Source organism: bacterium, assembly GCA_030697645.1.
Lineage (GTDB): Bacteria > Patescibacteriota > Minisyncoccia > Phycocordibacterales > VMGT01 > JAUYPI01.
This window is the reverse complement of sequence record JAUYPI010000008.1, coordinates 13,227-38,618: the sequence shown is the minus strand read 5'-3', so window position 1 is coordinate 38,618 and position 25,392 is coordinate 13,227. Positions and strand designations below refer to the sequence as shown.

Below are 25,392 nucleotides of genomic sequence, written 5' to 3'. Positions count from 1 at the left end.
TTTTCTCCGATTTCTCTTGCGCTCTCTCGTCAATACGACTACAATAGCAGTAATCTTTTTTCTCCTCAACCTCCATGAACGTTCCTCTACAAAATCAAAACCAAAAAAACAGCCGATCATTCTTCGAGTTCATCCGCTTTCTCGTCATTATCTCGGCCGTCGTGTTTGCGATCCGCCTCTATATCGCCACACCCTTTATCGTCAGCGGCTCCTCAATGGATCCGACGTTCGCGCACGGCGAATACCTCATCGTGGACGAAATCAGCTACCGACTTCGCGAGCCGAAACGCGGCGACGTCATCGTTTTCCGCTTCCCACAGAAACGAACGCAGTTCTTCATTAAGCGCATTATCGGACTCCCTGGAGAAACCGTTGAGATACAAGATGGCACGCTCTCGGTGAAAAACGAGGGCACGCCTCGCGGATTCGTGCTCGACGAGCCCTATCTCGTGGGTGGCACCGCTGGTTCGTTTCTCGTCACCCTCGGCGAGAGCGACTACTTCGTGCTCGGCGACAACCGCTCGGCAAGCTTCGACTCCCGCTCGTGGGGGACCCTGCCACGCGACCTCATCGTGGGGCGCGCGCTCGCGAGGCTCTTCCCCCTCCAGAACATTGCGCTCTTCCCGGGATATGTCGGACGAGGTAATTAGGTTTTAGGTATTAGACTCTAGATTAGCGCGAACGGAATCGACCGGGTGGACACCATATCAAAAATGAATGCGCCTGTCTCACGACCGCGCCATGATGCGCTCCCCGCGCCGCTCGCGCAGGCGCTCGGCATCGCCGAGCACTATGGTTTTGTCTCGCTCGACGAGCGCTACCGGGCGGCGAGAGCGGAGCGCCGGGAGGTGCGAAGCGCCGACAAGCGCCGATGGCTCGCCCCGGTGCCTCCCCATGCGCCGCCCGGAAGTCGAGAGGATGTTTCCGCTATCATCGCCTGTCTCACAAGCGGCGTCCTCACGAGCGTCTCACCCCCCGCGCTTCTCTACCGGTACCTCCACGACGAGAAGGACGGAAAGGGCATGGGCCCGCTTCGCCGAAGCGGGAGCGAGGCGAGCCGCCGAAGCGCCTACACGCTACAGCTCGAAGTATTCGGGATGAAAGACGCGCTCGGCGAAGCGCTCCTCATTCGCGCCGCCTCGGCCATCCTCGATGAGCTCAAGCAAGGAGGCGTCATCATCCACATAAACAGCGTCGGCGACCGTGAGACCGCGGGACGATTTTTCCACGAACTCTCGTTCTATTACCGCCGGTACGCGGGCTCCCTCGCACCCTGCTGCAGAACGCGCGTCGGCGAGAACCTGCTCGCGCTCATGCGCTGTACCACCGAGCGGTGCAGCGAGGTGCGCGAAAACGCCCCGAAATCAATCAGCTACCTCCACGACTCGCACCGGCGGCACCTCAAAGAGGTGCTCGAGTATCTTGAGGGGATGGACATCCCCTACGCAATCGACGAAGCGCTCATCGAGCCGAAGCTAAACTTTGCGGCGACAATCTTCGAACTCCGCCCTGCAAGCGCGGCGGATGCGCGGCAGAAAGAGCCGTTCGGCTACGGCGGCCGCTACGAGGGACTCGCCCGGCGCACGGGAATCCGCGGGGCGCTCTCCGGCGTCGCGCTCTCACTCACGATCGCCTCAGAAAACGCTCGCCAACGTGCCGCCGAGGCCCCGCGACCGCTCGTACCGCGCATTCTCTTTATCCAGCTCGGAGCGGACGCGCTGCGCCGCGGCCTTGTCATCCTCGAGCTCCTGCGGCGGGCGCGGATACCCGTGCTTCAGGCGCTCGGCTCCCACTCGCTCTCGGAGCAGGTCGTGCGCGCGGAGCGCGAGAGCATACCCTACACCGTGATCATCGGCCACCGCGAGGCGCTCGACGGCACCGCGATCGTCCGCAATACCGCCACCCGCTCCCAGGAAACCATTCCCGTCTCGCTCCTGCCACGGTACTTCAAAACCACGGCGCGGGTACGATAAAACGCACGTGTCAGCTTTTAGCTGTTAACTTAATCAGACGAGCTTTTAGCTGTTAGCTTTTAGAAGCTACGTCGTCGTGCTAAAAGCTATCAGCTAAAAGCTAAAAGCTTGCACACCTTGATATTGCGCACATCGCTATAGGTTTGTATCATGGTTATCCCCGTGGTATAGTCTCACTATCATGATCAACGTCGAAGTCACCAAAACGGAGACTGAAAACAACGTCGCCGCGCTCCGGAGATTCTCTAAACGCGTCCAAGAGTCAGGCGTGCTCACTCGCGCCCGCTCACTCAAGCACTATAAACGAGACGCGTCTCAGCACACGAAAAAACGCAGTCGCCTTGCACTCATCGCGCGGCAGATTGAGCGCGAACGCCTGGCGAAACTCGGCAAGACGCCGGAGCCGAAGAAGAGAAAGGGGGGGAGGAGGGGATAAGGCCTATAAACATTTGACCATTGACATTTGACTTCGAACGACCGGCGACGCGACGTCAAATGTCAAAGGTTACATGTCAAATGTCGTTCTCCCATGCCCCGCTCCCTCACCATTCCCACCGCCATTATTCTCGCCGGAGTTTTTATCGGCGGCGCGGTTTTCTTCTCGAACAAAGCCTCTCGTCCTGCGGCGGTGGTAGAGAATGTCGGCGAGTCCGCCACAGCACCAAAGCAGCAGGGTGCTGCGCCGATTTCGGGCGACGACCATATTCTGGGGAACCCGCAGGCGCCGATCATTCTCATTGAGTATTCGGATACCGAATGCCCGTTCTGCAAGAACTATCACGCCACGCTCCACCGCATCATGGATGAGTACGGGAAGATGGGCGCGGTTGCCTGGGTGTACCGCCACTTTCCGCTCGCGGCGGTCCACAGCAAGTCCCCCAAGGAAGCCGAGGCCACGGAGTGCGCGGCGGAGCTCGGGGGAAACAGCGGATTCTGGCTCTACCTCGACCGCATCTTTACTATCACTCCCTCGGACAACAAACTCGACCCCGCACTCCTCGCAACAATCGCTGCAGATATCGGCCTCGACCGTGCCGAATTCGAGCGCTGCCTCAAGAGCGGCAAATATGCTAAGAAAGTCGAGGCGATGGTTGCGGATGCCGAGCGCGCCGGCGCCACGGGTACCCCGCACACTGTCGTACTCGTCGCCGGTAACCAGCTCCCCCTCGAAGGTGCCCAGCCCTACAGCTCCATTCGATCTCTCATCGAGAGCATTCTCCAAAACGTGCCGCAGGCGGGAAGCGAAACGGAAGCATCGGTGCAGTAGCGAGGCGAACCAAAACTGCTTGGTGCCCATTCTTAAAATAGTTCGAACGCATTTCGCCGCCTGCGGCGGCGAGGAAGTCTCCCCGCTTGCCCGTCCGAAGTCGAAAGGCGAAGGAGGACGAAAATCCGGAAAAGCGGCGGAGCCGCACCGCTGACAATTTCCCGCCTTCGCTATCATGAGCTACGGCGGACAAGCAAGTTTTTCTTTGGCGGCAAAGTTCTTTACAATTTTGAATACAGAAACTTTTTTGTGAAAAGAATTCACCTTTTATAAGTTGATTGACGGTGGTAGCGGTTGTTTATGGATTTGCGGAAAAATAGTTACGAAAATTGCTATTAATAAAATCCACACGGGCAGGAACATTAAAGTTCTCCGTATTATTTTTCCTAGAGTCGTGCTACCAGAATTTATTAAGGAAACAGAGAAATGATTTAGAGCAAAAACTATCCCTATGGCCACAGCTCCAATAATTGCCCAAGCGCCAGTAGTAGGTGGCGGAAAACAAACAAACCCCCCACACGCTTGAATTCCCCATTGTCCTCCGTATCCCGCATGCAAGGGAATGGCTCTCAATATTTTATAAATAGTGATATCCGCAGGAAGAAATGCGCCGACAAGAAGATATATCGCGTTAATTATTGTCGGCTTATATTCTTTCGGTGAACGCAATACAACTATTGCAATGATGTTTACAAATGCCATTGCGCCTGTAAGGAAAATTGCCGATATGAGCCACCCGAACATGCTTGGATAAAATCTTCCTGGTACGAAGCCTCTCCCGGGAAGCAGGTCCTCAACTATATTCGTAATGAAGTTAACCTGGGGTTTTATAAAGAAGGCACCAGGACTGCTATCCGGCATATCCCAACCCACATTCTGTGAAATTAAAACACCAAGAAAAATCCAGTAAGCTCCAAAAAATAATGTAGGAAAATATTTCTTCATAGTTTTAAAATCGTCTTCTTTGTAACTAATTCGACCCCCAACTTATATGATTAAAAAACTTCTTCCCCCAAAATTAAATGTAGTTCGAGCCGACCTTAACACTACGTGGTGCGTCGGGTGAGAGTCGAACTCACGGGGCCATTGAAGACGACGGATTTACAGTCCGCTCCCGCCCCCTACGGGACTACCGACGCAAACTCTCTTGTGCCATCTTATACTGCTCAATCCACTCCATGATTTGAAGCAATAATTTCTTATCACAATAGCGGATATGCACAAGACCATGGGGCATTTTGTGCTTTGGGGTGACATGAAGGCTTTCTCTCATGTATGGCCTGGTGAATTGACTCGGGGGAATGCGCGTCACTGCGCTCCAAAATTTTATAAGCTCACGGGCGTCTTGGTTCGAATAGTAATAGAGATACGCGCGCAGTTTGTTCTCATTGATACCACACACTGTTCTTAAAAACTCAGTAAAGATTTTTACCATCGACGGGTCACTATTCACAAAGTCAACGGTAGAGCTCTTGCCCGTTTTATACCCCTCACACCAATAGAGCATGACCCCGATGAGTTTCAGTTGTCTTTCTCGTTTCGATAGTCCCCTCGCAAGAGTAAACGATGGCTGTTTGCGCAGGAATCGTAATCTATTCTCCTCAGAAAAACTACGCCGCGCAAGCTTATGATGCCGCATAAAGTAATATACGGCATCCAAAGATACGCCGAAAGACTCTGCAATCTTTCGAGCACTGAATTTCTTTTCGTAGTACAGCTTCTTGAGCAGAGCGGTTTTGTTTTCTGGAATGGCCCCCACGACATAATGATAACAAGAGTGTCGTAATAGGTCAACCGGTATATCGTACAAAAAATAATCCGTTTGTCTTACCGCTATGCACAGCCGTCCTCGTCTCGTACCACGCACCGTGCACTTTGTGCCATGCACGTACTACACGGGCGGCCTACTCTCCACTTTCTACTCTCTACTCTCTCGTCAATAATTTCTCAACCGTTCCGCCTTCTCATGCAAGCGGATTTTTTCGTGCGCCTTGGCTTCGATCTGGCGAATGCGCTCGCGCGTGACGCCGAATTCCCTCCCCACTTCCTCGAGCGTATGCGTGATGCCGTCGTCGAGCCCTTGGCGCATCTCAAGGATCCGCCGCTCCTTCTCCGAGAGCTCGCCTAAAATATCCCTTATCTGATCCGCAAGAATCCGGCGCGAGACCTCTTGATCCGGCGAGAGAATCTTGTCGTCCGCGATGAAATCGCCGAGCGTCGAGGCCTTATCGTCGCCGTCGTCCCCGACTGGGCTCTCGAGCGAGACCGTGCTCTGATCAATCTGCTCAATCTGGCGGATTTTTTCAACATCGAGTCCCATCTCGAGCGCTACCTCCTCGCTCATCGGATCGCGCCCCAAGTCCTGCGCAAGGCGGCGCACGACCTGCTTGTACTTCGCTATGGTCTCCACCATGTGGACCGGAATGCGAATGGTGCGCGACTGGTCGGCGAGCGCGCGGGTGATCGCCTGTCGGATCCACCACGTCGCGTAGGTTGAAAACTTGTACCCCTTGGTCCAGTCAAACTTCTCCACCGCTTTGAAGAGCCCGAGGTTCCCCTCCTGGATGAGATCGAGGAGTGTGAGGTCGGCGCTCCGGCCGACGTACTTTTTTGCGATCGAGACCACGAGCCGCAGGTTCGCGCGCGCGAGGAGATTCTTCGCTTCCTCCTCCCCCGACGCGACGCGCTTGGCGAGATCCTTCTCCTCCTGCCCCGAGAGCAGCGGGTACTGGCCGATTTCCTTGAGGTACATCTGGATCGAATCATACCCACGCTCGCCGCCAAGTCGGCCGCGCTTCGTTGCCGGAAGCGGCTCCTCCTCTTCCCCGGAGAGCATGGCACCGCCCTCGAGCACGTCAACCCTCGCCGCAGCGAGCCGCTCGTAGAGCTCATCGAGAAAGATGACGTCGGTCTCGATATTCGGAAACTCCTTCAAAATCTCATCGTATACGATGAACCCGCGCTCCCGACCCTTCGCTATAAGCCGCTCCGCTCTCTCCTCGCGGTCGAGCACCCGCTGCGCCGCGCGCGGCGTAGTGGTGCGGCGCTGCCCTGCCCTCACTAGCGGACGCGCCGCACGCGATGGCTCGAGGCGCACAGCGCGGCTCGACGCTGCCACAGCACGCGCTCCACTCGTCACGCTACCCCGGGCACGACCAAACGCGCTGCTTCGAGGTGGAACACGCCCCCTGCCCACATTCCCTTTCGGAAGCGTCCGTACCGCAGAGGAGCGCAAAAAACGACTCGCACCGCTGCGGGAGGGCAGTTTCCTTTTGGATATTTTTTTAAGAGTAGCCATTGTTAAGCTTTTAGCTGTTAGCTTATAGCTTTTGAGAGGCTACGCCGTCGTGCTAAAAGCTAAAAGCTATCAGCTAACAGCTTCAGAGCGCCGCCATCGCCTTCGATATCTCCGCGCACGCAGCCATCGCCTCTGTGAGCGCTTCGTTGTCCCCTGAGAGCTCCGCCGCGCGCACTTCGGCGATCACCGTCTCGTAGCGTTCGAGAAGTATCGCGGCCTGAAATCGCCGCAACAGCGATACGCTTTCTTCGGCGAGCCGCTCCCGATGCTCACCGAGCGCGCGCTCGGCTTCAAAAATAAGCGTATCACGATTCTCGCTAAAACGCACCGCTGTCTCGCGAAACTCGCGATCGCCGCCGAGGGCAGTAACAAACGCGCGAGCGAACTCCGGGACGAGCGCGGCAAGCGCCACGTCATCCGCAATCCAATAATAGATGCCAACGAGCCGCCGCAGGAGCTGCTCGTGCTCAGTAGGTGCTGCGGTACTGCCCGACTCCGCAGCCACACGGGCATCTGCCGCTGCTCCTCCCGCCTCCTCGGCACTCGGCGGAATCCGACGCGCCGTCTCGCGGTACTTCACTACCTCTTCCATGATCGCGCTCTCAGGGAGAGCAAGCCGCGCGGCGACGAGCGAGATGAAATGCGCACGATCAATGGCACCAGACATCGCAGCAAGAAACGGTATCACTACTCGCGCTGCCTCGCGACGGAGAGCGCGGCGGTCTGTCGCATGCCTCTGCTCCAAGACAGTAAGGTAAAACTCGACGACGTGCATCGCGGAGCGGATCGCGCTCTTCCACGCCTCGCGGCTCTCTTTGATGAGATCGGCTGGGTCCTTTCCCTCGGGGAGCCGGGCCACCTTCACGTCCATCCCGAGCCCGAGTGCTATGGTAGCGGAGCGGCCCGCTGCAGCAATACCCGCACTGTCCGCGTCAAGCGCGATGATCATGTTGTCCGTCAGGCGTTTCAGGAGCTTGCACTGCACGTCGGTGAGCGCCGTTCCCGAGAGCGCAACGGTATTCGTAAACCCCGCCTGGTGCGAGAGGATTAAGTCCATCTGGCCTTCAACAACGATAGCACAGCGGAGCGTACGAATCGTATGTTTTGCCTTATCAAATCCATACAAGAGAGATGATTTGTGAAAGAGTTCGGTCTCGGGACTGTTGAGGTACTTTGCCGCATCACCCTCCTGGCCCGCTTGGCCGAAAATCCTGCCGGAGAACGCAACGACTCGCCCGGCGCTATCCGATATCGGAAACATAATCCGGCTGCGGAAGCGGTCATAAAAACTACGCTCCCCGCGCTTGATGAGCCCCGCGCCCTCGAGCTCACGCTCGCGAAAGCCCTGCAGCGCGAGCTCGTCGCGGAGCGTGCTCCAGCCTTCTTTCACAAAGCCGATGCGCCAGTGCGTAATAGATGCCTCTGTGAGGCCGCGTCCAAGGAGGTACTCCCGAGCCTCCGGCGCACTTCCGAGCCCCTGCTCAAAAAATACGCACGCACTCTCGAGCGCGGCAAAGAGCCGCGCGCGTTCGTCCGCGCTCTCACGCGGTTCGTCCACCAGGACCACGCCCGTGCGCTCGGCGAGCATCTTCAGCGCGCCGCGGAAATCGAGGCCGTCAAATTCCTGGACGAATGTAAAGACGTCGCCTGACTTTCCGCACCCAAAGCAATAATAGGTGTTGCGCGACGGCGAGACAAAAAACGAAGGAGTTTTCTCATTGTGGAACGGGCAACGCGCCTTGAAGTTCGCCCCGGCGCGCTCAAGCTTCACATAGCCGCTGATGAGATCCGCTATCGAAAGTCGCTCTTTGATTTGTTCGGTCGTAGTGGACATCCGTATGCACCAGAGTACCACTACGTCTAATAGGTTACAAAGTCACCGTCTGAAGGCTCAAACAGACTGGTATCGGACATCTGTTGGACATGTGCTATACAAAAGTTTCGATTTCTGCCGCGCTAAGCGCAGCACGGATGAGCGGTGCGAGCGCAAGTTCGCGTTCTATGCGCACGACTTCTACGAGCTTCCCCGCGGCGGTCGGGTGCTTCGGGACGAAAAGTGAGCAGCAGTCCTCCTGCGGCTTTATTGAAATTTCATAGGTGCCGATACGACGCGCGAGCGCGATAATTTCTTCTTTATCAAAACCGATGACTGGCCGAAGCACGGGAAGTTTCGTCGCCTGCTCGACAATGGTGAGGTTCGTGAGCGTCTGGGAGCCGACTTGCCCGAGCGCCTCGCCGGTGACGAGCGCCCCAACGTGCTCGCGCCGCGCGATGTGCTCGGCGATCTTCATCATCGCGCGACGATAGAGCAACACGCGGTACTTTTCCGTGGTACCACTTCGTACGCGAAGCTGGATGTCACCAAGCGGCACGAAGTGTACACGAAGTTCTCTCTGAAAGCGCAAGAAGCCCCGTGCAAGCTCCCGCACCTTCTCGATACTCTTTCGGGAGACGAGTGGAAAGCTGTGAAAGTGGATCCAAACGTTTTCCGCGCCGCGCTTTGCCGCAAGATACGCTGCAACCGGCGAGTCAATCCCGCCAGAGAGAAGCACCGCGACCCGTCCTTCGCTTCCGAGAGGCAGACCCCCAACTCCGCGCTCTCGGCCGCAGGCGAGAAACCACCCATATCGCTCTGCTTCGATGAGAATTTCCCGATCTGGCGAAGAAAGATCAACACGCCTCTCAATGCCACGCGCGAGTACCTCGATGATCTCCTCGCGCGAGAGTGTCACTCCTGCCCCCCGCCGCAGCGCAAGCGCGTAGGTGGCGTTCTTCGGTATCCACTCCTCGGCGCATTCGGCCAAAAATGTAGCTACACTCCCAAGCGTCGCACCTCTAAGAGAGTATCCTTCGGCGAACCACGCGATGCCGGGGATGTGCCGCACGATCTCACCAATAGACCCCGTCTCATCTCGGCGGATAAAAAAGCGGTCGTGTGAGCGCGCAAGATGCGCGCCAATCCCCGCTCTCTTGAGCTGCTGCTCGATCGTCCGCGCAAGTCGCCCGAGCATCAGCCGCCGCACGCCAGTGGATTTCAAAAATAACTCGCCGAAGGCGATCAGGACGCCACGCTGCACAGTGGTAGAAACAGTGGACATACTAGCGACATCCGGTGTTACACACTGATGCGTGCAAAATCGTGCTCGATCACGATCGGCTTCATGCCGATAATTTCTTCTCTATAGGAGAGTAGGGGGATTTGTTTGAGAAGATAGACCGGTTTCCGTAAAAAGAACGCCACGCCCATCTCCATCAGCGTATTGCCGCCGATGTAGCCCGAAATATCGTTTTTGTCGTAATTGGTCACGAGGATGGCATCCGCCCACTCGACTTTTTCAAAATGGGCTGCGATTGCCTCCGCCTTTCTGTCCCATATCCAGCCCGTGTCGGTCGTGGCTGCTTTGCGTAGATCGTAATACTCCTGAACCGACATCACGGCGCCGTTCTCGTCTTTTATGCTCTGTGGCGGCAATTTCACCTCATGCCCAAAATCTTCGAGCGCCGCCTGCGCTTCAAGCATCTCGTTGTAAAACGCAATACTCCCGCAGATAGTGATTTTCATAACAACAGTGTACCACACCGAACGCCCATAATCCCGATGAATAAAATAACGACAGCCCGCTCACGAAACAACATGAGCGGGCTACTATTTATAGGTGAGTTCGATACCGTCAGCTTGTGCCACTGCGATAGCGGAGGAAGGCCGCAACCACCTCCTTCGGTGATAGCAACGTCTGGTCAACAAAGTGCATGAGCGTGACGTCCGCCAGCGTGTGGCTTGCAACGATAGGTACCTCATGCGCTCTCGCCCAACCGATCTCCATCGCGACCGTTGGGCCGATATAGCCACCCGGATTGCAAATATAGAGCAGATGCGCCTCTGCGATCGCATCAAGGTGTCGTTGTTCGAGCACGCTCGGGTCGTCTGTATCGTCGCTCTCGAGGAGAACGAAGTCGTCGCCAGGATTTACCGCTGGCGAGAGTTGTGGTGAAAGCACGGTCACCCCAAGCGCTCTGAATTGCCGTATCGCCTCCTGAATCTCTGCCAAATGTTTACGGAAAGAACCTGAGACCACTACTGGTATATCTAGCATTATCGCCTCCTTTCTCTTTTCACCCTGCAGCAGAGTACCACATCGACTGTCTACCGTCAAACGTACGCATTCAATTTTAGCGTGTCTCGGAAATTAAACTCTTAACGTGCAATTTGCCTATCATGTCGAAGTGGGTGCGAAGGACGCCGTCCACCTCGCCCTCGCCACACGGAACAGAGCAATAAAAAGGAAAATCGCCCTGCTGGGTGGCATCGAACTCTATGACTCTTGTACTATTGGCAGGCATTCTCTGTGAGACACCATAGGAATCTATGGCGATGCCGTGGTCATAGTCGTCTTCATTAATCACCGTCATTATGACGTGGTCACCGTGATTAATCTCTATCTCCTCCGGCACAAAGCGCCACTCATTTTTCTTCGCAACGACAGCGACCTCGTGCACCACGCCGGTCACGAGCGGCACCTTATCCTCCGAGAGCAGCGTCGTGCGGTAGAATATGCCGCCGCCGATGACTACAACTGCAATAATACCGACGATGAGATATTTGTTCATAGTGTGCCTTGTATTTTGTATTGTGTATCTTATATTTCGTATGAGGAGTTTTATACAAACTATACAAGATACGAGCTACAAAATACGAGATACACTTTTCGCTTTTATGCCGTGCGATGAATATACCGATACACCCAAACACTAAGCAACGCCATCAACACCAGTGAGACTGTCGTGAGCAGAACCTGCCCCGTGGCCGGCGCGAGCGTACTGTCTTTAACCTCAACCCAAAAAGTCGCGGTCAATGTTTCGTCTGTGTCAAGGTTAGCCCCCTGCGGCCGAAATTGCGCGAAGAGCTTGTAAAATCCGGCAGTGGGAAACGCTACATGAAAATTCACCGGCTCGTAGCCGGGCGCGTCGCCGGTCGGGCCGTGAGCGTGAGCAACCGGTGCGAGTGTATTGATCGCATGAGTGTGCGCTTCCGTCGGGTGCGCGTGGACAAATTGGCTGAGGTCTCCCTTGATCGCCACGAGGTGCATCGGCTCACCAAGATATTCCTCGAGCGCGATGCCGTCGCCAACGAGCGTATGGACGTCAAACGTCAGGTCTGCGGCGCGGCCCGTAGCAATGCGCTGCGGTACCGAGAGCGCTACTTGGTAGTCGCCGACGATCACGTTACGAGCAAGCGAGATCACTTTCTTGGACTCGACGCCATCGCCCGTGACCATGAACATTGGATGGCCAAAAGTAAAATGCTGCTGTCCGCGAGCTATCTCGGACCAAAATTTGTACTCACCCGGGTTATCGAACGTATGCTCGATTCTGAAAACCGCCGGATCATCTGGCGACGGCTCCGGGTGGATGTGGCGGAACTCATTGAGATCACTTCGTACGCCGATGACGTGCATCAGTCTTGTATGCTCCACGTCGAGCTCGTAGAATGGCACCACAGTATTGCCAGGTTTTTCGTTGATCAAAAAACTGAACGGAAGCGGCATGCTAGTCGTCACCGGCGTCGTTATACTCATATGCACCACAAGTCCCTCGCGCACAGATATCTCCTCGATGACGGTCCCTACGCCGACATGTGGAAGCTCCGCGTCGTGTGGAGATGCCGTGTCATGGGCGTCACCGCCGTTTGCGAACACCAACAAAGGTAGAAAGTACAAATGAAAAACTAATAACGACAATGCAAAATTAAAAATTTTGCATTGCACAGTATCATTTTTCACTTTGATTTTTTCATTTTTCATTTGAGCGACTGTATCGGCTCATACCCCTCATACTGTAGGAGTGTAATCATCCCTGCCGCCGCGTGGTGCACGTGGTGGCAGTGCAGGAGCCACGGGCCCGGATTGTTGCCTTCAACCGATATGTCAACCGTCTCACCGGGGTTTACGGTAATCGTATTGCGCTCCTCTGGATGTTCAAGCAGGAAGCCGTCGCGCGCGACTACCTTAAAACTGTGGCCGTGGAGATGCATAGGGTGGAATGCCGCAGTGCCGGCATTGATAAAGCGCACGAGCACGGACTCCCCTTTCTTAATATCAAGCTTCGGGACGTATGGAAAAATGCGACCGTTGATAGTGAACGTATTGAAGTCCGGCACCGCACCCATCATGCCCGTGTCGTGCATGTGCGAGATTGCAGAATTAACACCGCCTGCCTGAATGTCCCACTCGTCAAGTACAAGCGTATACTCACGAAGGGAATCTATGTCAATATCACCATAATCCGGCGCTACAATAAACGCCCCCGAGAGCCCCATGTCCATCTGCTGCGCCGCAGTACTGTGGTCTTTCCCGTGCGAATGGTAAAAGCGCGTGCCAGCCGGTGTCGCCACGAATTCGTATGTAAACGTAGCGCCCGGCTCGATCGCTTTCTGCGTAACCCCTGCAACGCCGTCCATCTGCCACGGCACATCGAGTCCATGCCAGTGGATCGTGGTCGCATCCGGCAAACTATTTTTTACAATTACCCGCACCTTGTCGCCCTCATTCGCGCGTATCTCCGGCCCGGGGACCTGGCCGTTGTAGCCCCAGACATGCACCCATTTCCCATCTGCATACTCCCAACGGAATTCGCTCGCCTCGAGGCGGAATTCTTTATAGCCGTCAGGACTCACGCTGAAAGGTAAGCGCTCGAGACGATTTGACGGTCCGCGGAGCGGGAGCGCAGCGAGCGACGCGGCGCTCGGCATGTCGCGCGTATCCATCATGTCTCCGTGCTCATGACCAGCCTCTGCAGCTTCTTTTCCATGTCCCTGCATATTTCTCCCCAGGGTAAATGTCCATCCCGTGGAATACCCGATGATAAGCGCAAGCCCCATGTATACGGCGACAAGCCATTTTATCGTGCGCCTAGAGGGCCGTTTGACGATAAACGCCGTGAGCATCGTCACCGCAAGAAGGCCCAAGAAAAACATATTGCCGTATCGGATAAAACCAGAAGCGTCAATAAGCGGATGCTCGTGCTCGAGTACTATTTCACCAAACCTCTCTCCTCCGATGTTATTGACGAATTGCTCCCACGACGAGTGAGTTCCCGACGCAATAAACCAATCATGGCCGAAAATGCCAAACGTGAGAAGATAAGCACCGACGATGAGAAGCATCCATCCCATGGCGCGCGCAATCGTTTCCTTGTGCTTCACAACCGGCGCGAGGGCGTTCACGCCGAGCGTCCCGAGAATGGCAAGAAAGATAAGCGGAACAGAGCGACCCATTCCGTGGACAAAACCCAAAAACCATCCGTTAAAGATATCTCCTGTTGTCGCGATATATCCGAGGAGCACATAAAAAGCCGGGTTCGGGCAGCCCACCCCGGCATTCCCGAGCAAAAGTCCCAAAAGGAAGGTCTTGACATAGTCCTTTTGGCGCTGGATAAAATCCGGGAACTTTCCGGAATATGAAGGAAGTCTGAATTTCAGCAATCCGATTTCTGACAAACCGAAAAGGAAAGCGGCGGTCCCTCCAAGAAGAACCGCGTACACCTCGGCATCGGACTTCAAACCAAAGGCCTTGCCCGCGGCGGCAATAAAAACGCCGTATAAAGACAGGGTAATGGTGAGCCCGAGAGTGAAGGACAGCGCCATGAAAAGCCCCTTCTTAGGATTTTTCCCCAGTGTGAGCGGCACAATCACAAACGCAAGCGGCAGAGTGCAGGGCAAGAAAATCATTGAAAGGCCCGCGGCAAAAGAGAGAGTCAGGCCTACGGTCTGCTGGGGAGTCGTCGCAAGCCAAAAAAGACCGATGACAAAAACAAAAAACAAGGCAAAACCTACCATCGCAATGCGTATTTTGGTGCGGTGCTCGGCCTGATTGTCGCTCTGACTTTCGGGGACGACATTCTGGCTAGGTGATTGCGCCGATGTTTGTTGTGATTGAATTTCCTCAGGCATAGATATCTTCTAGTATTCAAATTGTACTATACAACTCAACGATGCGATACGATATATTGTGCATAACTAAAGCACACCCATCAAAATCACGGCAAAAATGCCGATCGCAGTCACGGCGAGAGTGGTTTTTTTAGTTTGTTTGATTGTTCCACAATTAAAAATCTAATAAAACGCCCTGCCGAACAATACCCCGAGCGCCGCGCCGAGAAGGCCGATGTCGCGGAATGTCGCGGCGTCGACGCCGACAAAAACCAGTATCGCCGCCATTTCAACGGCCGCAAAAAACGCCGCGATACGTACAAGCCAGCGCGGCAGGAACCACGCAAGGAACGCCGCCGCCATAGCGAGCTCGGCGATGCCCTGACCGCGAAGATACATCTCGGGGCCAACCCGATCGATCTGGGTTTGGATGAACGCCGGCAGCCCGCGCAGAGCCCACGTCCACGCAGTGGGGTGCAGCAGAATATTAAGTCCCGAGTACGCAAACACCGCGCCGAGGCCGAGACGGAGGAACAATTGTGGGGTGAGTTTGTCGAAGAGGTTCATGATAAAAAGTTTGCCGCCATACGCTCTTGGTCCTTTTGCATTAAGCAGACAGCTTCTTCAGCTTCTCCACAAACTTCTTTTTGTCCACCCCGCCCGTACTAAACAACTCCCCGTTGATAATTATTCCCGGCGACGCGAAGATCATGTGCTTTTGCGCGAGCTCTTGACCCTCGGGTGTGACAACACTCACGTCTTGAAACTCGACATTCGACCACTCACCCTTTATGGACTCCCAAAATGCCGCAAACTCTTTGCAGTGCAGGCAGCCGGGAGCGCTCAACTCTTGCAATAATATCTTGTTGCTCATGATTAAATCATACACCATCAACCACTGTTGACTTATCCACATACCCAACTCGTAGCATGCCAAAAATTTTCAATTTTGCAATTTTCAATCAATTTTCAACGTGTCAATGACTGAGTGACGGACGACGTCGTGTTTGAAAATTGTGTCATTGCAAAATTGATTGAAAATTGAAAATTGTACATTGAAAATTTTACCCTTCAACCCATCTTTCCAAATCTGTTGCTACTTCTCCAATTCTTTCAATTTGGCAAGGTATTGGAGAACGGTATACACAAACTCCGCGTGGCTCCAGACCAGAGGCGAGGCGGAGACTGGCGCGCCGGTATGCGGGTCAACTTGCTCGGGCAGCATGCCGGCGCCATTCGCGCGATCAACGGTCCAGTTCAGCCAAACCAGCGCTTCTTCAAGTTCACGCGTCTTTTCGGCGATTGCAATCAAGTACTGCGCATACCAGAGCGTTGAAATTATCCAGGGGTTACCCGGCAGCCGCGCATCAGCGCGATAGTACATATCTCCCTCGTAGCGCGCTGCGCCGCCAAACGGGGTCTTGCAGCAGAGCCAATCCCTGAGAGACTCGGCGGCCTTGCGGAGCCGCTTGTCGTCGGGCTCTAGGATGCCGAAGCGAAAGACCCCGGCAAAACCCGCGGTATCAAGCGTCGGATCGGACATCGGTTCATCGTGCTCGTAGGAAATCTGCTTGAGGAAGTATCCAGTCTCGGAGTTTATGAGGTATTTCAGGATGCCTGTCCGAACTTCTTCTGCCGCGCTGCTAAAATCACGCGCGTCCTGCTCCTTCCCGAGAAGCTCCGCAAAACGGGCCGCGGCTCTGAGGCCCCCAAAGACGGACGCTGCAGTATATGTGGACACGCCATAGCGCTCCTCCCAGAGGTCATAGCTCGGAAGCGGCAGGCCCGTCGCTCGGTCACGGTAGGTTACAAGAAACGTGGCCGTTCGCTTAATCAGAGGATTGTAGAGCCGCTCAATAAACTCAAGATTGCGGCTCGACTCGTAGTGGCCCCACAGCTCAAAGAGCACCGTCGCCGTCTGGTCCTCCTGGATACCAAGCTGCTCCTTCCCCCCCCGCACCCATGGATGCCAGGAGCTTCCGAGCGATTTGTCCGGTAGATACTTGTGATAAAAGTACCCTTCGGGCATAAGCGTGTCCGCGCAAAACTGATAAAACGGCTCGGCGGTGTCGGGGTAGCCCGCGCAGTCAAGCGCTCTCGCCGCCAATGCGGCATCGCGCATCCAGACATATGCATAGCTATCCCTGCCATACTTCAGCATTTCGGAATCCGCAGATGCAATAATGCCCCCTTCATGATCGAGGTGCGCGCGGATCACGAGGAGCGATGTCGTAAATAGTCCGGCAATCTTTGCGGGAAGTTTCTCGAGACCTCGCTCGCCAGCCCTGCTCCATGCCCTCCAAAAATCGCCGGTACTCTCGATGATGTGCTCCGGCGAGCGAAGTTTGATGAGATCGTGGCGCTCCCGCGCCTCGGCGAGCGTCGCCCCGGCAGCGATCCAGTAGTAGATTTCGCTCTGCTCGCTGCCTGTCGGGAGCGTAAACGCAATCACGGAATCAACCGCTCCGTGCTCAACGGCGTTTTTCGAGAGTGCGCCGTCTTCAGCGTCCCGCCAGGTCCCTTCTTTACCCTCGATTCCCGCGACGCCGATGCTGAAGTCGTCAAAACTCTTACCCCCACGAATGCCGCTCACTAAAAATACTCTCCGACCGCGATAGTGGACGATCGAGGCGTTTTTCGGATCGTAGAGCGCCGTATTGCCATACGCCGTGCCGTAAATCTGAAACTGTTGGTGGAAGAATATTTTGATCGTGCGCGGCTCTCTCCCCGTCTGCCGTACGCGTAGCCGCCGCACAAAAATCGGCTCCTCGTTGTAGACAACATCGGTGAAATGGAGCTGGACGCCGAGCCCGGCATGAACCGCTTGTATCTCGGAAACGAGCGTTTGCGGCTCGTAGATAATGCCGACGCGCCAGCTCTCCTCCGAGAGCCATGAGAACCTGCCGTCAACGAATACGCCGATCCGATGCACGCATGCTGCTCCGACGTGGTTCTCGAGCCCGGGGTGCGGCTGATAGAGATCCCGCACTTGACCTTTGTTGTCAAGCCCGACGAGCATTTCACCGTTGCCGAGGACTAAGGATAAGGGCATGGGAGTGTAAAATTTTCAATGTACAATTTTCAATTTCCAATGAATTTTCAATGACGCAATTTTCAAACGCGACGGCGTCCGTCATTGAATCATTGATCCATTGAAAATTGATTGAAAATTGCAAAATTGAAAATTGGAAATTTACGTTACAGGTACGCCGCGAGCGCCTTGCGCATTCCTGCCGGGGTCTTTGCGCGACGGAGCCTCAGAGCGAGCGCCTTGTCGGCAAAGACGCCCTCCGCCCATGATGCGAAGTCGTTGTGTTGCGCTCGCGCGTGGTGCTCAAACTGCTTTTTGGTCATCACGCCGAGCGCGGTGTGCAAATCGCGCAGGCTGCAGAGAATCGGTCCGTTATTGACCCAGAAACAGGCGGCGCCGGTCACCTCGTGCATCGCTCTACTTGAGAGCTTCTTGCTTCCGAGTGTTCGTTTGACTGTTGCCATAAATGACATGGTATTAACTTATATTACGCTGATAATGATACGACGTTTTTCAAAAACGATAGCGGGGAGCGGATCAGAGTGCCCCACTCGCGTATTCGCGCAATCGGCCCTGCGCGGCTCCGACCCGAAACGCCACCAAGGCGCAGCCGCAGGTCCGCAAGCACATTCATGTATGAGATAAATGCGTCATACGGCGACTCGTACGGATTGAAGTATTTGTGCACATCGCCGTCCGCAAACCACTTCGTGCACATGTAGTAAAAGTGGTCGGAGGTCTGGAGCCGACGCCAATCTTCGATGAGTACGGGGTCGCGGCTCGCGAGCGCATCGCGCTCAAGTGAGTAGAGCTCCCTCAAGGCCTGCTCCTGCAGGGCATTGCCGCGCCATGCTGAGAGATCGCGCTCGATATCGGCCCACGAGACGTAGTGCGGCACGTCGAGCTCGGCGACCGGCCGGTACCGGCGGATCGCCTCGGATGGCGTCACAAAATCAGTATCGCGGCGGCGCAGGAGCTCGCGAGGCAGATGCTCAAGAAATGCAAAAATGCCGGTGTCCTCCCATTGGTGCTCCCCGAATGTCTCGTAGTCCATAAAGAGATTGATCAGGTTTCCGCCTCCGTTGTGTGATTCGACCCAATCGGCGAATTTGCCGGCTGTCAGTGGGTACTCTTTCCATGAACGCTCACCGAAGCGAAATGCGATATCGTCCGAGAGGCGGTAATTCTTGAGGAGGAGCGCTGTCCGCGACACTCCTTTCGGCCGGTAGAGAAAGCACGGGCTCCGCCAGCCGAGAATGTGATCCGCGCCTTCGGCAAGTATGCCGCTGTAACCCATCGCACTCACCACTCGCCCGATGTCATTGTGGTAAATGAGCTCGGTATTGCGGAACACGCGCGGCCGAACGCCGAACAATCTTTTGATTAAACGCTCATGGAGTCGCACCTGCCGCTCGAATTCTTCCCGTGAGAAAAGAAAAGAGAGCGAGTGGTAATAGGTCTCGGCGAGGAGCTCGACGCGGCCGGTCTTCACCAGGGCTTGAAACGAGGCAAGTACGTCCGGCTCGTAGCGCTCGAGCTGCTCGAGGAGAACTCCCGAGAGCGAAAAACTCACGCGAAATTCCGGATGGCGCTCGAGGAGGGCGAGGAGCAGTCGGTTCGTGGGAAGATATGACTTGCGCGCCACCTTTTCGAGCACCGCGCGATTGTCTGTTCTCGCACCGCTCCCCTCGTCGAAGTACCCGTGGTCGTTGCCCACATCAAACACCCTGAAGCGGCGAATGCGCATCGGCTGATGGACTTGGAAGTAGAAGCAGACGGAAGGCATGTTTACACAATTACCAATTTTCAATTTCTAATTTTCAAAACGACGACGTCGTGTTTGAAAATTGTGTCATTGAAAATTGATTGAAAATTGTAAATTGATAATTGAAAATTTAGACGCCTTGAACTGATTGGTTCCTTCATGCACAGCCCGCTGCATACGCTTGCCCCGCAAGTAAGCCCCGATACATCTCAAGGCATTTCTCCGCCGTCCTATCCCACGTGGCCCGCAGGACGTCCTTGATGCTGTGCTCGCGCAGGGTGTCGGTGAGGGCGGGGTGGTCTATGACGGCAATAATTTTGTTCGCGAGCTCGTCGACGTCCCAAAAATCGGCAAGCAGCATGTGCGGCGAGACTTCGCGCACGCCGCTTTGCTTCGAGACGATTGCCGGCACGCCGTACCCGATAGCTTCAAGCGCCGTGATGCCGAACGGCTCCGAAACCGAGGGCATCACGTAGACATCCGCCGCTCGGTAGAGCGCGTCGCGCTCATCGCCGCGAACAAATCCCGTAAAGAGCACCCGCTCCGCGATCCGCCGATAGGCGGCCTCTTCTATTATTTGCCGTTCCATATCGCCGGATCCCGCGATAACAAAATAGGTGTTCGGGCGATGCGCGAGCGTGCGTGCGGCGGCAGCGATAAAATAATCCGGCCCTTTCTGTATCGTGAGCCGTCCGACAAAAAGAACAATTTTCGCGCCCCGCTCGCGCAGGCGCCGGAGGGCCTCGATCCTCCCCTGCCCCGCCTTGAATTCTTCCGGATCAATGCCGTTGTGCAGCACTGAAATTTTGTCCGGATCGACACTGTAGTTTCGCGCGACGAGCTCCCGCGTGTAGTTGCTCACCGTCGCAACGCGCTCTGCTCCCTCGAAGGCCTCACGTTCAATCCGATACACCTCACTGTTCGCGCCCCGGCCGCCGGTGCGGTCAAACTCGGTCGCATGGACGTGCGTAATCAAAGGTTTTCCCGTCGCCTCCGCCGCGGCAAGCCCCGCTGGAAACGTGAGCCAGTCGTGCGCGTGGATGAGGTCGAAGTGCTCTCTCATCGCACGCTCGCGCACCGCGCGAGCGTAAGCATACACCGTATCAAAAAGCGTGTTACCGCCCTGTTCCATGCCTCGCGCCCGAGTGCCTCGCGGCCCGACAGAACTGTATGCGGTGAACTTCGCCGCTGCTCTCGAAACCTCGCTTCCCGCAAACCACACTCTCATGAACGGCGCCGAGACTGCTGCCTCGTGCGGGAGCGTGAAGAGTATGTCCGTCCCGCGTCCGGCAAGCGCTTTGGCGAGCCCGTAGCAAGCAACACCAAGCCCGCCGCTGTTAAAGGGCGGCAGTTCCCAGCCGATCATGAGCACTTTTGGTGTGTGTTGCACACATTTACACGGAACTTCGGAAGATAACCATCACCGTTCGGTATCGCACACTGTATGGGTATGGCGTTCGGGTATGCAACAATCCGCAACCGCTCGACACTCGGAAGTTCGCGCGCATGTGATCAGTATACCACGCATACTTCTCTTCTCCGTCGCAAGCGGTTGTGCATAACTGCCCGCAGTTGACAGCGCCAGGTCTTCAGAGTATGAAGGCTACAGGGTAGGTTCCACGAAAGTGAATAAGAAAAAACACCTACGTGAGGTGTCTCGTATGAGAAAAGAAGTCGCCCGATTTACGATCAATTACACACAGTATCTCTCCCCAGACGGCACCGTGACCTCCGACATACCAGAAGCGTTGACATACGATACAGACCGGTTGGTAGTGTGGTACCGCGACATGGTACTTACCAGGGTCTTTGATAAAAAGGCTATTGCGCTGCAGCGGCAGGGGCAGCTCGGCACCTTTGCCTGCTCCGAAGGCGAAGAGGCGGTCGGGGTAGGATATGCAAGTGCCATGAGTACGGTTGATATCCACATACCGCACTATCGCCAAACCGCCGCGCTCATTACCTTTGCCGAGGGCGACAAGAAAATCGACGCCATGGTACGCTCTCTCCTTTTTTGGTTAGGAGACACGCGGGCAAATGACCCGCTGTCGCTCTACCACAGTCTTGATTTTCCACCGGCAATCCCGATCGCCTCGCAGACCTTGCACGCAAGCGGCGCTGCCGGGGTATGTCGCTACTTCATGCAAGGTCGAGAGAAGAGAGTGGTTGTCACCACGGTGGGAGATGGTGGTACGTCGAAAGGCGACACCTATGAGGCGATGAACTTCGCCGCACTCTGGCAAGCACCCATTGTTTTTATCATCACCAACAACCAGTGGGCGATCTCGATGCCGCGCACGGGGCAAACTGCGGCAGAGACGCTTGCGCAGAAGGGTATTGCCGCCGGCATCAGACATTGCGAACAAGTGGATGGTAATGATGTCCTCGCGGTCTACACCGTAGTGCGCGCCGCTATCGAGCGGGCACGACGCGGCATGGGGCCGAGCGTCATCGAGGCGATCACCTACCGTCTTGGCGCTCACACAACCGCCGATGTCCCAGAGCACTATCGCCCGAAGGAAGAGGTAGAGCAGGCACGCCTGAATGACCCCATACGGCGTCTCAGAGCATATTTGACAGGCCGTGGGCTGTGGAGCGAAAATGACGAAGAAAAACTCCAGGCTGAGAGTAGCGAGCTCGTTGAAAAAGCGGCAGATCGCTACCTCTCCACGGTGCGGGAATCTCCAACGACACTCTTCGACTACCAAATGGAAAAATTGCCGAAGAGTATTCTCGCCGAGCGTGAGGAAGTGCACGCGCTCTATGGGGGGAAGAACCTTTCTACCATCCGGGACAGCCCCAGAAAGCAGCTCGCCTCTGAGGCGAGCGGGGTTATCAATATACCAATTGAGACGATCTATGGAGACCCTAAAGGGATAACTATGATCACGGCGCTCAACCAAGCACTCGTCTACGAAATGTCCCGCGATGAGCGCGTGGTGCTTTGGGGGGAAGACATGGGAAAGAGTCGCGGCGTATTCCGGGCAACAGAAGGATTGCTCGGGCGATTCGGGAAGACGCGCGTCGTTGATACGCCACTCGCTGAACTTGGAATCATGGGTGCGGCCACAGGCGCTGCCGCGCTCGGCATGAGGGTGGTCGTAGAAATGCAGTTCAGCGGCTTTGCGTACCCGATCATTGACCAGTTGGTGAATCACACGACTCGTCTGCGGGCACGCACACGCGGCAGGCTGCACTGCCCGATCGTAGTGCGCATGCCATGGGGGGGCGGCGTGCCCGCACCGGAGCACCATCTCGAGAGTAATGAGGCTTTCTTTACGAGCATCCCTGGGCTGCGCGTGCTGGTACCCTCATCGCCACAGAAAGCCTACGGCCTCCTGCTCGCAGCTATTCGAGATGAGGACCCTGTCATCTTTTTGGAACCAATAAGCCTCTACCGAGGGGTAAAAGAGGTGTGCACGGATCAAGGTGACACACTGCCGCTCGATACCGCTTTTATCGTCGAGGAGAGCATCGACGCCAAGATCACGTTCATTGCATGGGGCGCAATGGTCTACAAGGCGCTCACCGTGGCAGATCTTCTGCGAGAAGAGAGAGGGGTCGAGTCAGACGTCGTTGACGTCGCGTCACTGGTACCGCTCGATATGGAAACGATCGCTGCATCAGTCCGCAAGACTGGCCGGGCGGTGATTATCCAGGAAGCGCCGCGGCATTGTGGTGTGGGCGCGGAAATAGCGGCGCGACTGTGGGAAATGATCCCCGAATACCTCGAGGCGCCAATTCAGCGGGTAACCGGCTGGGACATCACCATGCCGGGGTTCCCAATGCAGCACTTCCACATCCCGGACGAACGGCGCATCAGAGAAGCAGCGGAACGTGTTCTTGAAAATGAGTGGTAGCGAGTATCACGCTGCCAAAACCTCCTTGGAGCAGCCAGAGGACAAAGAAGAAACGCGCGGTGAGCTCATCATGCTCACCGCGCGTTCTTATTTTGCTCATGATTGCTTTTAATACTTTACTCATGATTGCCTCTGACATTCGGGCACTCGGGCAAAATATGTTTTTACGCCGTCATAATAAAAATGCGGCCGCATTTTTATTATGACGATGGATTCGGCAGTAAGAGAGGAGTGCTGCGAATTGAACTCGCGATTGAACTCACGGCATAATGCGGTCTCTTAAACGGGCTCTATATAAACAAATCGAGACAGCTTGTCGAAAGCTGTCTCGATTCTTTTACGACCGCGAACAGAAACATTACGCCTGCTTGAGAGCACGAATCGCGTCTACAAGTTTTTCCACGGCAACTCGTGCCTCGCGTGCCGCTTGTATGATCGCCAGGCATTGTTGGCGCTGCCCTTGCGTAGGCGCAGCATGCATCCCCTGCCGGTATACGTTCTCAATCTCTGAAAGCTGGTCCGGCATGTTTAACAAGTGCGCCACGAGAGGAGTCGCGGTCTGCAGCAGTTCACGTTTGCGGAGAACGATCGTCGCGAGCTTAAAACGCAACCAAACTTCCCGAAACCAGAGCACGAGGATTTCCATCGCCTTCCCCCTTTAGATGATGGTCGGAAAGATACATGGTAACCACTCACGCCCGTCTTTGCGAGCGACTGAAAGGAGCGAAGCAATCCAGGGGTTTTGCGTTACTCGCTCTGGATTGCTTCGTCGCGCTACTCCTCGCAAAGACGGTTCTGTGACGGAGCATTGTGATAGGTGTGAGCGGTTACGATACATGGCCTTTACTTTTCTTCTTATTGTTGTTTACACTATAAAAACAAACACGTCAAGTTTTATGCGTTGACAGCGGGAAAAATGTACGCTATGCAATGCTGAGAAGACCGATTCTAGACGCAACACGTATACAGCAAAGGAAAGAGCGATGAGCAAGTCGTATGCAAAAGCGGGCGTTAACGTCGAGCTCGAGCATCAATTGAGTGAAGAAGCAAAAAAGGTGTGTGCCGAAACGTATGGCTTCTCTCCCTTTGTCGAGGTAGTCGAATTTTCAGAGAACTTTCGAGGACCGCGGGGATTTCGATTGAAACACCCTGATCCGCGAGAAGTCTGGCTCGACGGGGCCCCGGACGGTATCGGCACGAAAACGATCATCCTAGACGCTGCGGGCTCGCATGTGAGTGCCGCAGCGGACCTTCTCGCGATGACCGGAGGCGATATCACGCGCTGGGGCGGCCTGCCGCTCGTGCTCTTTAACAATCTCGAGGTAGCCACACTTGCCGCAGAAGACCGCGGCCACGTTATAGAAATGCATCGAAGTCTCTTACGCGGCCTCCGCCACTACGCCGCGTACCAAAATGTTGTTTGCCTCCGGGGGGATACTGCACAAATGGGTCAGTGCGTCGGCTCAGAGATCGCGCACTCCGTGACCCGTTTCAACTGGTCCGGTGTCATGATCGGGGCGTACATGTCCGACCGCATGATTACGGGCAAGGCCATAGGCGCAGGGGACAACATAATCGCGCTCCGCGAGTATGGTTTTCGATCAAACGGGGGGAGCGCGGTGCGCATGGCGCTTCGAAAAAAATTCGGCAAACACTGGTGGCGCAAAGACAAAGCGCGCACGTTTATCTTCGAGGCGGCCCAGCCCGCAGTACTCTATGATCGCCTTCTCGTCGAGGCTAACGGCTGGTATGACCTCCTACCCAACGCAGAGGAGAGAGTGCGCGTCCCGATGAACGCCATCGTGCACGTCACTGGCGGCGGCATTCCGGAAAAATTCGGGCCGCTTCTTGTTGCACGCGGCCTCTCCGTCGAGCTCGATGACCTTTGGGAGCCGCCAACGGCGATAAGAGCGTGTGCCGAGTGGCTTAACATGAGCGATGAAGAATGCTACCGCGTCTGGGGATGCGGGCAGGGAGGGCTCGTCGTGGTCCCGCAAGAAACCCACGAGCAATTCCTCGCTCTCGCATCTCGGCACGACATTGAGGCTCGCGTGTGTGGCCGTGTCGTTGCAAACCGCGAACCGGGGATCAGCATCCACTCAAAATTCTCGAGCGCACAGATTTGCTACCGAGCGTGTTGAGCGCTGCAGAGTGCCACGTAGAACTATTCAAGCTCTACGACCTGGCGGTCCCACAGAAGCAGAGCTCATAAATCTTTACACATCTGCCCCGCTACCAAAAAGTAGCGGGGCAGCGCGTTCTACTTTTCAC

At 55.5% G+C, this 25,392-nt stretch carries 24 protein-coding genes and 1 tRNA gene; 7 read left to right on the top strand and 18 right to left on the bottom strand.

The annotated features are described in order from the left end of the window. Positions 1–74: 74 nt before the first annotated feature. From lepB to Q8R39_02200, 5 genes are all read left to right on the top strand, one after another. Positions 75–650, top strand: a complete 576-nt coding sequence (gene lepB / locus Q8R39_02220) for a signal peptidase I (protein ID MDP3735223.1) — start codon at positions 75–77, stop codon at positions 648–650. Positions 651–713: 63 nt separating this feature from the next. Beyond that, positions 714–1,973: a His/Gly/Thr/Pro-type tRNA ligase C-terminal domain-containing protein gene (locus Q8R39_02215; GenBank protein MDP3735222.1), complete on the top strand. Its 1,260-nt coding sequence runs from the start codon at positions 714–716 to the stop codon at positions 1,971–1,973. 181 nt (positions 1,974–2,154) lie between these two features. Next, the gene (locus tag Q8R39_02210; GenBank protein ID MDP3735221.1) at positions 2,155–2,409 is read left to right on the top strand and encodes a hypothetical protein; all 255 of its coding nucleotides are present in this window, start codon (positions 2,155–2,157) and stop codon (positions 2,407–2,409) included. Positions 2,410–2,502: 93 nt separating this feature from the next. After that, the gene (locus Q8R39_02205) at positions 2,503–3,240 is read left to right on the top strand and encodes a thioredoxin domain-containing protein (protein MDP3735220.1); all 738 of its coding nucleotides are present in this window, start codon (positions 2,503–2,505) and stop codon (positions 3,238–3,240) included. A 22-nt stretch (positions 3,241–3,262) separates the two neighbouring features. Continuing rightward, positions 3,263–3,394 carry a hypothetical protein gene (locus Q8R39_02200; protein ID MDP3735219.1) on the top strand — a complete coding sequence of 44 codons (132 nt, stop codon included), beginning with the start codon at positions 3,263–3,265 and terminating at the stop codon, positions 3,392–3,394. Between the two features lie 113 nt (positions 3,395–3,507). Here the strand turns inward: Q8R39_02200 and Q8R39_02195 are convergent, their stop codons facing one another. From Q8R39_02195 to Q8R39_02115, 17 genes are all read right to left on the bottom strand, one after another. After that, on the bottom strand, positions 3,508–4,185 hold the full coding sequence (locus Q8R39_02195; protein MDP3735218.1) for a hypothetical protein: 678 nt from the start codon (positions 4,183–4,185) through the stop codon (positions 3,508–3,510). A gap of 106 nt (positions 4,186–4,291) precedes the next feature. Beyond that, positions 4,292–4,379, bottom strand: a tRNA-Tyr gene (locus Q8R39_02190). Beyond that, a complete protein-coding gene (locus Q8R39_02185; protein MDP3735217.1) occupies positions 4,370–4,999 on the bottom strand; it encodes a hypothetical protein in 630 nt (209 codons plus the stop codon). The genes Q8R39_02190 and Q8R39_02185 overlap by 10 nt, the downstream gene beginning before the upstream one ends. Before the next feature lie 177 nt (positions 5,000–5,176). Next, positions 5,177–6,253 carry a sigma-70 family RNA polymerase sigma factor gene (locus tag Q8R39_02180; GenBank protein ID MDP3735216.1) on the bottom strand — a complete coding sequence of 359 codons (1,077 nt, stop codon included), beginning with the start codon at positions 6,251–6,253 and terminating at the stop codon, positions 5,177–5,179. 367 nt (positions 6,254–6,620) lie between these two features. Continuing rightward, complete coding sequence (dnaG, locus tag Q8R39_02175; GenBank protein MDP3735215.1) at positions 6,621–8,372, bottom strand: DNA primase; 1,752 nt, start codon at positions 8,370–8,372, stop codon at positions 6,621–6,623. 94 nt (positions 8,373–8,466) lie between these two features. After that, positions 8,467–9,636, bottom strand: a complete 1,170-nt coding sequence (gene thiI, locus Q8R39_02170; protein MDP3735214.1) for a tRNA uracil 4-sulfurtransferase ThiI — start codon at positions 9,634–9,636, stop codon at positions 8,467–8,469. Between the two features lie 17 nt (positions 9,637–9,653). Continuing rightward, positions 9,654–10,100 carry a hypothetical protein gene (locus Q8R39_02165; GenBank protein ID MDP3735213.1) on the bottom strand — a complete coding sequence of 149 codons (447 nt, stop codon included), beginning with the start codon at positions 10,098–10,100 and terminating at the stop codon, positions 9,654–9,656. Positions 10,101–10,209: 109 nt separating this feature from the next. Beyond that, entirely contained in the window at positions 10,210–10,632 is a 423-nt protein-coding gene (locus tag Q8R39_02160) for a hypothetical protein (protein MDP3735212.1), read from the bottom strand. Between the two features lie 76 nt (positions 10,633–10,708). Then, complete coding sequence (locus tag Q8R39_02155) at positions 10,709–11,146, bottom strand: cupredoxin domain-containing protein (GenBank protein ID MDP3735211.1); 438 nt, start codon at positions 11,144–11,146, stop codon at positions 10,709–10,711. Positions 11,147–11,250: 104 nt separating this feature from the next. Continuing rightward, entirely contained in the window at positions 11,251–12,240 is a 990-nt protein-coding gene (locus Q8R39_02150; GenBank protein ID MDP3735210.1) for a hypothetical protein, read from the bottom strand. Between the two features lie 95 nt (positions 12,241–12,335). Continuing rightward, positions 12,336–14,486, bottom strand: coding sequence for a multicopper oxidase domain-containing protein (locus tag Q8R39_02145; GenBank protein MDP3735209.1), 2,151 nt, complete (start codon positions 14,484–14,486; stop codon positions 12,336–12,338). A gap of 162 nt (positions 14,487–14,648) precedes the next feature. Further along, positions 14,649–15,032: a hypothetical protein gene (locus tag Q8R39_02140; protein ID MDP3735208.1), complete on the bottom strand. Its 384-nt coding sequence runs from the start codon at positions 15,030–15,032 to the stop codon at positions 14,649–14,651. Between the two features lie 40 nt (positions 15,033–15,072). Then, positions 15,073–15,339 carry a thioredoxin family protein gene (locus Q8R39_02135; GenBank protein ID MDP3735207.1) on the bottom strand — a complete coding sequence of 89 codons (267 nt, stop codon included), beginning with the start codon at positions 15,337–15,339 and terminating at the stop codon, positions 15,073–15,075. A gap of 222 nt (positions 15,340–15,561) precedes the next feature. Next, on the bottom strand, positions 15,562–17,517 hold the full coding sequence (locus tag Q8R39_02130) for a glycoside hydrolase family 15 protein (protein ID MDP3735206.1): 1,956 nt from the start codon (positions 17,515–17,517) through the stop codon (positions 15,562–15,564). 146 nt (positions 17,518–17,663) lie between these two features. Next, the gene (locus tag Q8R39_02125) at positions 17,664–17,960 is read right to left on the bottom strand and encodes a hypothetical protein (GenBank protein ID MDP3735205.1); all 297 of its coding nucleotides are present in this window, start codon (positions 17,958–17,960) and stop codon (positions 17,664–17,666) included. Between the two features lie 23 nt (positions 17,961–17,983). Further along, positions 17,984–19,282 (bottom strand): glycoside hydrolase family 57 protein, encoded by a 1,299-nt coding sequence (locus Q8R39_02120; protein MDP3735204.1) that lies wholly within the window; start codon positions 19,280–19,282, stop codon positions 17,984–17,986. 136 nt (positions 19,283–19,418) lie between these two features. Next, positions 19,419–20,627 (bottom strand): glycosyltransferase family 4 protein, encoded by a 1,209-nt coding sequence (locus Q8R39_02115; GenBank protein ID MDP3735203.1) that lies wholly within the window; start codon positions 20,625–20,627, stop codon positions 19,419–19,421. 295 nt (positions 20,628–20,922) lie between these two features. Between Q8R39_02115 and Q8R39_02110 the strand changes: the two genes are divergently transcribed. Further along, positions 20,923–23,121, top strand: a complete 2,199-nt coding sequence (locus Q8R39_02110) for a thiamine pyrophosphate-dependent enzyme (protein MDP3735202.1) — start codon at positions 20,923–20,925, stop codon at positions 23,119–23,121. Between the two features lie 358 nt (positions 23,122–23,479). On the opposite strand, the gene Q8R39_02105 is transcribed toward Q8R39_02110, so the two are convergent. Then, complete coding sequence (locus tag Q8R39_02105; protein ID MDP3735201.1) at positions 23,480–23,767, bottom strand: hypothetical protein; 288 nt, start codon at positions 23,765–23,767, stop codon at positions 23,480–23,482. A gap of 337 nt (positions 23,768–24,104) precedes the next feature. Between Q8R39_02105 and Q8R39_02100 the strand changes: the two genes are divergently transcribed. Then, positions 24,105–25,262, top strand: a complete 1,158-nt coding sequence (locus Q8R39_02100; GenBank protein MDP3735200.1) for an AIR synthase-related protein — start codon at positions 24,105–24,107, stop codon at positions 25,260–25,262. The last annotated feature ends 130 nt before the right edge of the window (positions 25,263–25,392 follow it).